Source organism: Nocardioides sp. CER19 (assembly GCF_029846275.1).
Taxonomy (GTDB): Bacteria; Actinomycetota; Actinomycetes; order Propionibacteriales; family Nocardioidaceae; genus Nocardioides.
In genome coordinates, this window is sequence record NZ_JARVWS010000004.1 from 651,689 (window position 1) to 661,804 (window position 10,116).

A 10,116-nucleotide genomic window follows, 5' to 3' on the forward strand; every position below is an offset into this window, starting at 1 on the left:
CGGCACCATGCTGCCGGCAGGGCTCACTCCACGGAGATGCGGAAGATCCCGGCCCGCTCGCGGATGCGCTCGGCCCGCGCGAGGCGCGGCTTGTCGCTGCCGTCGCGGATGACGCCGCCGGCCTCGGCGAAGGACCGGAGGAAGTCCAGCGCCCACGAGACGTCGGCCGGCGAGGGGCTCATCTCCTCGTTGATCACCGCCGGCTGCTCCATGTCGAGGCACAGCTTGCCGGTCATGCCGATGCCGACCGCGTCCGCGGCCTGCTCGCGCAGGATCGCGTGGCTGCTGCCGACCGTCGGCCCGTCGATGGGGCCCGGGAGGCCGCCGATCCGGCTGGCCAGCACCAGCCGGGTGCGCGGGTAGGCCATGGCGAGCGGGTTGTTCTCGGCGCCGGTGTCCTTGCGGTAGTCGCCGCTGCCGAAGGCCAGCCGGAAGGCGCCTCGGGCGCTCGCGATCGACACGGCGCTCTCGATGCCGAGCGCCGACTCGACCAGGGCGAGCACCGGGGTGCGGCCGCCCAGCCGCTGCCACGTGTCGGTGACATGGTCGGGCGACTCGGCCTTGGCCAGCATGACGCCGCGCAGGCCGGGCAGGCCGGCGAGCGCCGCCAGGTCGTCGCTCCAGAAGGTCGTGGTGCAGTCGTTGATGCGCACCCAGGCGCTGCCACCTGAGGTCAGCCACTCGACCACGCCGTCCCGCGCCTCGGGCTTGAGCGCCGGGTCGACGGCGTCCTCGAGGTCGAGGATGACCTGATCGGCCCGTCCGAGCCGGGCCGCGTCGAACAGCTCGACCGAGCGGGCGTTGACGAGCTGCCAGGAGCGGGAGTTCTCGCCGTCGACGCGCTCCTTCTCACGGGCGGCGACACGATCGGCGGAGACGGGGGCAGACACAGGCAGGTACCTCGGAACGAGACGGGAACGGATGGACACGCCGGCGCGGTGGCGGGCACGAGAGATGCACGCGGTGACCGACGCCCGGGCTACAGGATACCGACGGCGATCAGCGCGCCGAGCAGCACCAGCAGCCAGCCGGCGACCCTCCGGGTCTTCGACGCGATCGGGCTCGGCGCCGAGAACGCGACGTTCTGGGAGCGGCCGCACAGCCGGCCGCCGATGGCGTCGGTCCCGGCCTCACGCCGAGTGCGGGGGGTTCGTTCACGCGTGCCCCCAGAGCTCGTGTGCGGCATGCACGGCCGCCGCGAGCACCGCCTTCTCCGGAAGCCCGGTGGCGGCCGCGACACGGGCGACGTCGTCGTACTCGGGGCTGGCGTTGACGACGGCGCCGTCGAGCCAGGCGACCTTCACCCGCACGCTCGAGCCGAGTACGTCGACCTCGACCGACTTCCTCGGCAGGGGCAGCTTGTCGAGGGCGTGGCGGCGCAGCCCGATCGTGCTGGTCCGGGTCAGCAGCACCCGGGCCAGCGCGTCGGCGCGATCAGGCGATGCCAGCACCGACACCGTGTGGGCCGGCCGGCCCTTCTTCATGACGATGGGCGTGAGCCAGGCGTCGTCCGCGCCGGCGTCGAGCAGGCCGGTCAGGACGCCCGGCCACAGCCGCGGGTCGAGGTCGTCGACGTTGGCCTCGAGCACGACGGCGGGTTCGCCCGCCGGCACCGGGGAGTCGCCGGCCGAGGCGTCGCCGACGACGAGTCGCAGCAGGTTCGGGTGGCTCTCCGGGTCGGCGGCGCCGGCACCGGCGCCGGTCAGCTCGGGCACCAGCGGCGGCATCGGCCCGAAGCCGTCGGCGAGCGTGACCAGGACCGCGACGCCGGTCGGGGTGGCGAGCTCGCGATCGATCGGGCCGCCGAGCGACGGCGCGCCGGCCCCGCGCAGGAGCTCGAGGACGGCGGGCGCGGGCACCGGCAGCGAGCCGTGGGCCGCCCGCACCCGACCGCCGCCGAGCGCGATCGGACTGCACACCAGCCGGTCCAGGCCCAGCCAGTGCAGGCCCGCGACGGCGCCGACCACGTCGGCGATGCTGTCGAGCGCGCCGACCTCGTGGAACTCCACCTCATCGGTCGAGACCCGGTGGACGGCCGCTTCGGCCGCGGCCAGGGCGCGGAACACGGCGGCCGCGCGCTCCCGCAGCGGCGGCTCGAGCGCCTCGAGCAGCGCGAGGATGTCGCCGAGCCGACGGTGGTGCCGGGTCTCGTCCACCTCCACGAAGACGCGGGTGCCTCCCACGCCGGCGCGGGTGACCTGCTCGGCGCTCAGGGCGACCCGCTCCGGGAGGCCGAGCCGGTCGACGGCCTGCTGCAGGACCTCCACGGGAACGCCCGCGTCCACGCAGGCGCCGAGCAGCATGTCGCCGCTCACGCCGCTGCCGGCGTCGAGCCAGCCGACGCGGGTGCTGCGCGTCATCGCGGCTCGTTCATCGAGCCGGACCGGAAGCCGCGCTCGTCGACCTCGACGGCCGCGAACCCGGTCACGGCAGCCAGCACCTCCGGCCGCGCGGACAGCTCCGCGACCAGGTCGTGGTCGACCTCGACCCGCGCGTGGTCGCCGACGTCCCGCACCCGGAGGTCCCGCACCGGCAGCCCCGCGTCGGTCATCGCGCTGCGCAGGTCGCGCTCCGCGCGCTCGATCCGGCCGAGCCGGTGCGGGGTGATCTCCAGCCCATAGGCGACCCGGCTCGAGAGGCAGGCGGCGGCCGGCTTGTCGGCGGTCACCAGCCCCCACGCCCGCGAGGCCGCCCGCACCTCGTCCTTGGTCAGGCCGACGTCGGCCAACGGCGTGACCGCGCCGGCGTCCTGGGCAGCCCGGATGCCGGGCCGGAACCGGTCGAGGACGTCGTCGGCGTTGGTGCCGGTCGCCACCGCCATGCCGAGCTCCGTGGCGAGCGGGCCCAGCACCGACAGCAGCTCGGCCTTGCAGTGGAAGCAGCGGTCGCGTCCGTTGGCGGCGTACCCGGGCCGGGTCAGCTCGTCGGTGCGCGGCGTGTGGTGCGCGACCCCGAGCCGTACGGCGAACTCGCGGGCGCCCGCCAGCTCGCTGGCCGGCAGCGAGGGGCTCACCGCCGTCGCGGCGGCCACGCTCGGGGCTCCCAGGGCGCGGACCGCGGCCGCGAGCAGGAACGCCGAGTCGGCGCCGCCGGAGAACGCGACCAACACCGAGCCGAGCTCGCGGAGCCGGGCCTCGAGCGCGGCGAGCTTCGCGTCCGGCGCGTCCCCCGTGCTCATCGACCCTCCTCGCGGCCGTTGAGGAAGCGCACCGCCGCGCACGCGGCGCCGAACCCGTTGTCGATGCCGACCACGGTGATCCCCGGGCTGCAGGACGCCAGCATCGCGAGCAGCGCGGTCACTCCCTCCAGCCCGGCGCCGTAGCCGGTGCTGGTCGGGACACCGATCACCGGCGCCCGGGTCAGCCCGGCGACCACGCTCGCCAGAGCGCCCTCCATGCCCGCGACCACCAGCACCACGTCGGCCGCCGCGAGGGCCTCCTGCTGGCCGAGGACGCGATGCAGCCCGGCGACACCGACGTCGGCGACCACGGTGGTCGTGACGCCGTACGCCTCGAGGACGGCGGCGGCCTCGCCGGCCACCGGGAGGTCACCGGTGCCGGCGGTCAGCACGAGCGCCGTCCCCGGCCGCGGGGGCTGCTGCCGCCAGGTCAGCGTCTGCAGCCCGTCGCGTGCGTCGGCGGAGTCCGTCACCACCGCACCCGGGCTGCGCGACATCGCGGCGGCGGCCTGCTCGGCGCGGGCCCGGGTCAGCAGCACCGGACCGGTTCCCGGCCCGGCGAGGAGCTCGGCCACAGCGGCCGCGCACTGCTGCGGCGTCTTGCCCGGAGCGTAGACCGCCTCGGCGACGCCGGTGCGCCCCTGGCGGTCGTGGTCGACACGGAGGTCACTCACGTCGCCGATCCTTGCACAGCCGACCCGTCCGAATGCGGGCACAGACCGTCGACTTCCCTGCCTTCGATGTGCAAGGTTCAGGGGCATGACCGCAGACCCGGGGAGCGGCCGGCCGCCCGTCCGGACCAGCCTGGCGGGTCGGCACCTGCTGCTGACCGGCGTGACGGGCTTCGTCGGGAAGGCGCTCCTGCAGCGACTCCTGACCGACGTGCCGGAGGTCCGGCTGACCGTGCTGGTGCGGCCCCGCGGCTCGACGCCCGGCGCCGCACGCGTCGAGAAGCTGCTCGGTGGGCCGATCTTCGCTGACGCGGTGGAGCGGGCGGGTGGCGTCGCGGCGCTGATGGCCGAGCGCGTCGCCGTCCTGGAGGGCGACCTGTCGGACCCGCCCGAGCTGCCGACCGACCTCGACGCGGTCGCGCACTGCGCCGGCGACGTGTCGTTCGACCCACCCGTCGACGAGGCCTTCCGCACCAACGTCGTCGGCGTACGACGACTGCTCGCCCGGGTCGAGGAGGCCAGCGCCGCCGGCGCCCGCGACCTCCACTACCTCCACGTCTCCACCGCCTACGTCGCCGGTCGGCGCCGCGGCCCGGTCTTCGAGGAGCCCCTCGACCACCGGGTCGACGTCGACCGCGAGCTGGCGTGGGGCCTGGCGCAGGCCGAGCAGGTGGAGGCGCGGTCGCGCGAGGCCGACGCCCTGGCGGGGATGCGGCGGAAGGCCGAGCGCGAGCACGGCCGGGCGGGCATGATCACCGCCGCCGCGGCCGGCGAGGAGGCCCGGCGGCAGTGGGTGAAGGACGAGCTCGTGCGGATCGGGACCGAGCGCGCCCGCAGCCTGGGCTGGACCGACTGCTACACGTTCACCAAGGCGCTCGGCGAGCGCGTGGTCGAGGCGCACGCCGCGGCCGGGCGTCGGGTGACGATCTACCGGCCGAGCATCATCGAGTCGGCCCTCGAGCGGCCGCACCCCGGCTGGATCGAGGGCTTCAAGATGGCCGAGCCGCTGATCCTCGCCTACGGCCGCGGCGAGCTCCCGCTCTTCCCAGGAGCCGCCGACACGACGATCGACGTCGTCCCGGTCGACCACGTGGTGGCCTCGATCATCGCCTGCCTCGCTCGCCCGCCCGAGCCGGGCGAGCCGGCGTACGTCCACCTCTCGTCGGGCCACCGCAACCCGGTGACGTTCGGGATGATCTACGACCACGTGCGCGCCTACTTCCAGGCCAACCCGTTCGCCGGCGGCGAGCGCGGGCACACCCGGCTCCCCGTGTGGACCTGGCCCGGCTCGGTCAGCGTCGAGCGCCTCATGCGCACGGGCGAGCGGGCGCACCGGGCGGCCGAGCGGCTGGTCGCGATGGCGCCGCGCAGCGACCGGACGATCGACTGGACCCGCCGGCTCGACCGCCAGGGCAAGCGGCTGGCGTTCCTGCGGCGCTACCTCGACCTCTACCGCGAGTACGCCGAGGCCGAGGTGCGCTTCGTCGACGACCACGCCCAGGCCCTGCTCGCGTCGCTGAGCCCCGAGGACCGCGAGACGTTCGCGTTCGACACCGCCACCATCGACTGGCGCCACTACCTCGAGGAGGTGCACTGCCCGGCCGTGACCCAACCGATCCGCGACCTCGACCGGCTCCGGAGCCGGCAGTCGAGGCCGGACCCGTCGCGGCTCCGGGTGCTCGAGCCGGCGCCCGCCGAGGACGCCCCCCGGGTCGCGGCGTTCTTCGACATGGACGGCACCCTGCTGTCGTCCAACGTCGTCGAGACCTACCTCTGGATGCGGCTCGCCGAGCTCTCCCCCACCGAGAAGGTCGCCGAGGCCGCACGCATGGCGGCACGGCTCCCGAAGATCGTCCAGGCCGACCGCTACGACCGCGCGGGCATGCTGCGCGCCGTCTACAAGGACTACGCCGGCGCCCGGCTCGCCGACCTCGACGCGATCGTCGACGTCCACCTGGCGCCCTACGTCCTCGAGCGCCTCGCACCCGACGCCGTCCGACGCATCCGCCAGCACCGGGCCGCGGGGCACACCACCGTGCTGATCACCGGCGCACTGCGGCCGCTGACCCGGCCGCTGACGCCGCTCTTCGACCACATCGAGGCCGCCGACCTCGGCGTCGACGACCGCGGCCGCTGCACCGGCCACCTGACGACCCCGCCGCTGGTGGGCGAGTCGCGGGCCGCGTTCGTCCGCGAGTTCGGGCGATCCCACGGCCTCGACCTCGCCGCGTCGTTCGCCTACGCGGACTCCTACTCCGACCTGTCGCTGCTCGAGGCGGTCGGGCACCCGGTCGCCGTCCGACCCGACGTCGCGCTGTTCCGCCATGCCCGCGCCAAGCACTGGAACGTCGTGGACTGGGCCTCCGCAGGGACATCGCAGCGGGTGCTCGACCCAGCCGCGAGGGTGACCCGCTGATGCTGGCCCTGGAGATGGTGCGCAGCGTCCCGAAGACCATGCTCGGCAAGGCGGCAGGTGGTCGCATCCCGATGCTGCTCACCGGGGTCGCGGCGCCGCTGCGACTCGTCACGCTCGACGCACCGCGCCGCGAGCGGCCCGGGTGGGCGCGGCTACGGGTGCTGATGTCGGGCATCTGCGGCTCCGACCTCGGGATGCTGGCCGGAACGACCTCGCTCTACTTCAGCGCCGTGGTCTCGCTGCCGTTCGTGCCCGGCCACGAGGTCGTCGCCGAGCTGATCGACGACTGCGAGGACCTGCCGGCCGGGACCCGGGTCGTCCTCGACCCGGTCCTCGCCTGCGCGGCCCGTGGCGTCGAACCGTGCCCGGCCTGCGCCGAGGGCGACACCAACCGGTGCGCGCGCATCACGGTGGGCGACGTCTCCCCCGGGCTCCAGACCGGCTTCTGCCACGACACCGGCGGGGGCTGGAGCGAGCAGCTGGTCGCCCACCGCTCCCAGCTGCACCCCGTGCCCGAGGGGCTGAGCGACGAGCAGGCCCTGCTCGCCGAACCGGTGGCCTGCGCGGTCCACACCGCCGCCCGGGCCGGCATCCGTCCGGGTGACCGGGTGCTGGTCTCGGGCGCGGGCGCGGTCGGCCTGCTCGCCACGCTGGCGCTGCGCGAGCTCACCGAGGCGGGCGAGATCCTCGTCGTCGCCAAGCACGGGCACCAGGAGGAGCTCGCGCGGGCGTTCGGGGCGACCGAGGTGGTCGGCCCGAAGGAGGTGCTGCGCCGGGTACGCCGGGCCACGGGCGCGTTCCAGCTGGAGCCGGAGTACGCGTCGCCGTACCTGCTCGGCGGGGTCGACGTCGCGCTCGACGCCGTCGGCAGCTCGACGTCGCTGGAGACCTGCCTGCACGCCACCCGCGCGGGTGGCCGGGTCGTGCTCTCGGGGATGCCGGGCAAGGCCGACCTGTCCGCGGCGTGGTTCCGTGAGCTCGAGCTGGTCGGGACCTACGCCTCCGCCCGTCGCGAGGGCGCCTTCGCGCGGGCGCTCGAGCTCGTCGGCCACGACGCCGTGGCCCGCCTGTCCAAGACCGTCGCTCCCTACCCGCTGCACCGGTGGCGCGAGGCGCTCGACCACGCGCACTCGGCCGGCCGCCTGGGCACGGTCAAGGTCGCGTTCGACCCCAGGAGGACCAGTTGACCCCCACCGATCGGAGGGCCCGATGACCCGACCCGGCTTCGTCCTCGAAGTCGACGACCGGACCCCGCCGCTCCTCGTGCACGAGGGGCTCGGCTTCCGGCTCGAGGAGTTCCCGCTCGGCACCCGGGTGGTCTACCCGCCGGAGCCGATCCCGAGCCTGCGCGACGTCGACGAGGCGATCCTGGACGCGCTGCTCCACCCGGTCGACGCCGAGCCGCTGCCGACGCTGCTCAAGCCCGGGATGCGGCTGACGATCGCCTTCGACGACCTCTCCCTGCCGCTTCCCACGATGAGGGCGCCCGACATCCGGGGCCGGATCATCGAGCACGTGCTGGAGCTCGCCGCGCGGGCCGGCGTCGACGACGTGGAGCTGATCGCCGCCAACGCGCTGCACCGACGGATGACCGAGGGCGAGCTGCGGCACATCGTCGGCGAGCGGGTGTTCCGCTCGTTCTTCCCGCAGGGTGCGCTCTCCAACTTCGACGCCGAGGACCGGGCGAACCTCGCCCACCTCGGCGTCACCGAGAAGGGCGAGGACGTCGAGATCAGCAAGCGGGCCGCCGAGTCCGACCTGCTCGTCTACGTCAACGTCAACCTCGTCGCGATGGACGGCGGGCACAAGTCGGTCGGGATCGGGCTCGCGTCCTACCGATCGCTGCGCCACCACCACAACGCGCGGACGATGGTTCACAGCCGCTCGTTCATGGACCACGAGCACTCGGCGATGCACTCCTCCGCGTGGCGGATGGGGCGGCTCATCAAGGAGCACGTGAAGGTGTTCCAGATCGAGACCACGCTCGACAACAACGTCTTCCCGAGGCCCTACGACTTCTTGATGAAGCGCGAGTGGGAGTGGTCGATCCGCGATCAGGCGTCGATGCTCGCGATGCGGCGCGGGCTCGCGCTGCTGCCGCAGAAGATGCGGCACCGGAGGTTCCACGACCTGCGGTCGGCGTACGGCGTCACAGGCGTCAACGCCGGCGAGGTCGAGGCCGTGCACGAGCGGACGCTGCGCAAGGTCCACCAGCAGCAGCGGGTCGAGGTCGACGGGCAGACGGACGTGGCCGTGTTCGGGGTGCCCTACCTCGGCCCCTACAACGTCAACAGCTGGATGAACCCGATCCTCGCGACCTGCATGGGCCTGGGCTACTACTTCAACTCCTACCTGGGCAGGCCGGTCGTCCGGCCCGGCGGCGTCGCGATCCTCTACCACCCGCTCGACGAGGGCTTCAGCACGCTCCACCACCCGTCGTACGTCGACTTCTACGAGGAGGTGCTCGCGGAGTCGACCGACCCCGCCGTCATCGGGGAGAAGTTCGAGCAGCAGTTCGCGACCGACCCGTGGTACATCCACCTCTACCGGACCTCGCACGCCTACCACGGCGTGCACCCGTTCTACATGTGGTACTGGGCGGCCCACGCGATGGACCATCTCGGCGACGTCATCTGGGTCGGTGCCGACCGGGCGGCGGCGGCACGGCTCGGCTTCCGGGCGGCGTCGACGCTGCGCGACGCGCTGGAGATCGCCTCCTCGACGGTCGGCACCTCGCCCTCGATCACCTACCTCCGCAACCCGCCCCATCTGCTCGCGGACGTGCGCTGATGGGCTTCCTCAAGGACACCGTGGCCGACGTACGGCAGGTGAAGGACGGGTGGCGCTGGGGCCGGCGCCCTCAGGTGCCGCGGTCGGCCGAGCCGTTCGTGCCGCCCGCGTCGCAGAACGTCTACCCCAACGACTGGTCGCGGACGCCGGCGGCGATGCTCGCGCGCGAGGTCGTGCAGAAGGTCGGCCTGGAGCCGGTGTTCCGCTCGCAGGTGCGGGTCCGGGCCGAGGGCCTCGACGTGCTCGACCGGGTCGCCGGCCCGGTGATCTTCGCCGCCAACCACGCCTCTCACCTGGACACCCCGCTGATCCTGCTCTCGCTCCCCGACGCATGGCGTCGGCGGACGGCGGTCGCGGCGGCGGCCGACTACTTCTTCGACACGTGGTGGCGCGCGGTCGGCTCCTCACTGGTCTTCAACACGATGCCGATCGACCGTCGCGGCGGCTCGCTGTCGACGACCCCCGGCGAGGTGCTCGCCGACGGATGGAGCCTCGTGATCTTCCCCGAGGGCACCCGCTCGAAGGACGGCTGGATGCGCACGTTCCGGATGGGCGCCGCCTACCTCGCGGTGGAGCACGGCGTGCCCGTCGTCCCGGTCGCTCACCGCGGGACGTTCGCGGCGATGCCGAAGGGGGCTGCCTGGCCCACGCGCGGCCGGCCGCAGCTGACGATCAGGTACGGCGAGCCGCTCGCCCCGGCCGACGGAGAGTCGGTGCGCGACTTCGCGCGCAGGGTCCGCGGCGCCGTCGCCCGGCTGCTCGACGAGGACCAGACCGACTGGTACTCCTCCCTGCTCCGTGCCGCGTCAGACGCCACACCCGACCCGGCCGGGCCTGACGTCGCGCAGTGGCGCCGGGTCTGGGAGTCGACGCAGGCGCCGGACGCGGACCCCGGACGGATCCGCGCCTGGCGCTGAGGTCAGGCGGCGACCGGCTTGCCCTCCGGGGCGATGGTCTCGCGGAGCTTGGCGAGGATGCCGCCGAGCAGGCGGGAGACCTGCATCTGGGTCACGCCGATGCGGTCCCCGATCTCGGCCTGGGTGAGGTCCTCGACGAAACGG

The 10,116-nt window shown here is 74.1% G+C and carries 10 protein-coding genes; 4 read left to right on the forward strand and 6 right to left on the reverse strand.

Features of this window, described 5'->3' with window-relative positions:
• Positions 1 to 23: 23 nt before the first annotated feature.
• The 5 genes from QDS12_RS22610 to larB all read right to left on the reverse strand — a co-directional run bounded on the left by QDS12_RS22610 (position 24) and on the right by larB (position 3,852).
• Positions 24 to 890: a CoA ester lyase gene (locus QDS12_RS22610; RefSeq protein WP_279883438.1), complete on the reverse strand. Its 867-nt coding sequence runs from the start codon at positions 888 to 890 to the stop codon at positions 24 to 26.
• Between the two features lie 89 nt (positions 891 to 979).
• Positions 980 to 1,186, reverse strand: a complete 207-nt coding sequence (locus QDS12_RS22615) for a hypothetical protein (RefSeq protein WP_279883441.1) — start codon at positions 1,184 to 1,186, stop codon at positions 980 to 982.
• Positions 1,155 to 2,360 (reverse strand): nickel pincer cofactor biosynthesis protein LarC, encoded by a 1,206-nt coding sequence (gene larC / locus QDS12_RS22620; RefSeq protein ID WP_279883444.1) that lies wholly within the window; start codon positions 2,358 to 2,360, stop codon positions 1,155 to 1,157. The genes QDS12_RS22615 and larC overlap by 32 nt, the downstream gene beginning before the upstream one ends.
• Positions 2,357 to 3,178, reverse strand: coding sequence for an ATP-dependent sacrificial sulfur transferase LarE (gene larE, locus QDS12_RS22625; protein ID WP_279883449.1), 822 nt, complete (start codon positions 3,176 to 3,178; stop codon positions 2,357 to 2,359). The genes larC and larE overlap by 4 nt, the downstream gene beginning before the upstream one ends.
• On the reverse strand, positions 3,175 to 3,852 hold the full coding sequence (gene larB / locus QDS12_RS22630; RefSeq protein ID WP_279883452.1) for a nickel pincer cofactor biosynthesis protein LarB: 678 nt from the start codon (positions 3,850 to 3,852) through the stop codon (positions 3,175 to 3,177). The genes larE and larB overlap by 4 nt, the downstream gene beginning before the upstream one ends.
• Positions 3,853 to 3,937: 85 nt before the next feature.
• Between larB and QDS12_RS22635 the strand changes: the two genes are divergently transcribed.
• The 4 genes from QDS12_RS22635 to QDS12_RS22650 are packed head-to-tail and all read left to right on the forward strand — an operon-like array spanning position 3,938 to position 9,972.
• Positions 3,938 to 6,265 (forward strand): HAD-IB family hydrolase, encoded by a 2,328-nt coding sequence (locus QDS12_RS22635; protein ID WP_279883455.1) that lies wholly within the window; start codon positions 3,938 to 3,940, stop codon positions 6,263 to 6,265.
• Positions 6,265 to 7,452 carry an alcohol dehydrogenase catalytic domain-containing protein gene (locus tag QDS12_RS22640; RefSeq protein ID WP_279883458.1) on the forward strand — a complete coding sequence of 396 codons (1,188 nt, stop codon included), beginning with the start codon at positions 6,265 to 6,267 and terminating at the stop codon, positions 7,450 to 7,452. The genes QDS12_RS22635 and QDS12_RS22640 overlap by 1 nt, the downstream gene beginning before the upstream one ends.
• A 22-nt stretch (positions 7,453 to 7,474) precedes the next feature.
• Positions 7,475 to 9,055 (forward strand): lactate racemase domain-containing protein, encoded by a 1,581-nt coding sequence (locus QDS12_RS22645; RefSeq protein WP_279883473.1) that lies wholly within the window; start codon positions 7,475 to 7,477, stop codon positions 9,053 to 9,055.
• Positions 9,055 to 9,972 (forward strand): lysophospholipid acyltransferase family protein, encoded by a 918-nt coding sequence (locus QDS12_RS22650; RefSeq protein ID WP_279883474.1) that lies wholly within the window; start codon positions 9,055 to 9,057, stop codon positions 9,970 to 9,972. The genes QDS12_RS22645 and QDS12_RS22650 overlap by 1 nt, the downstream gene beginning before the upstream one ends.
• 2 nt (positions 9,973 to 9,974) lie before the next feature.
• On the opposite strand, the gene QDS12_RS22655 is transcribed toward QDS12_RS22650, so the two are convergent.
• Positions 9,975 to 10,116: sigma factor-like helix-turn-helix DNA-binding protein (locus QDS12_RS22655; protein WP_279880393.1), on the reverse strand; the 142-nt coding region annotated here is incomplete at its 5' end.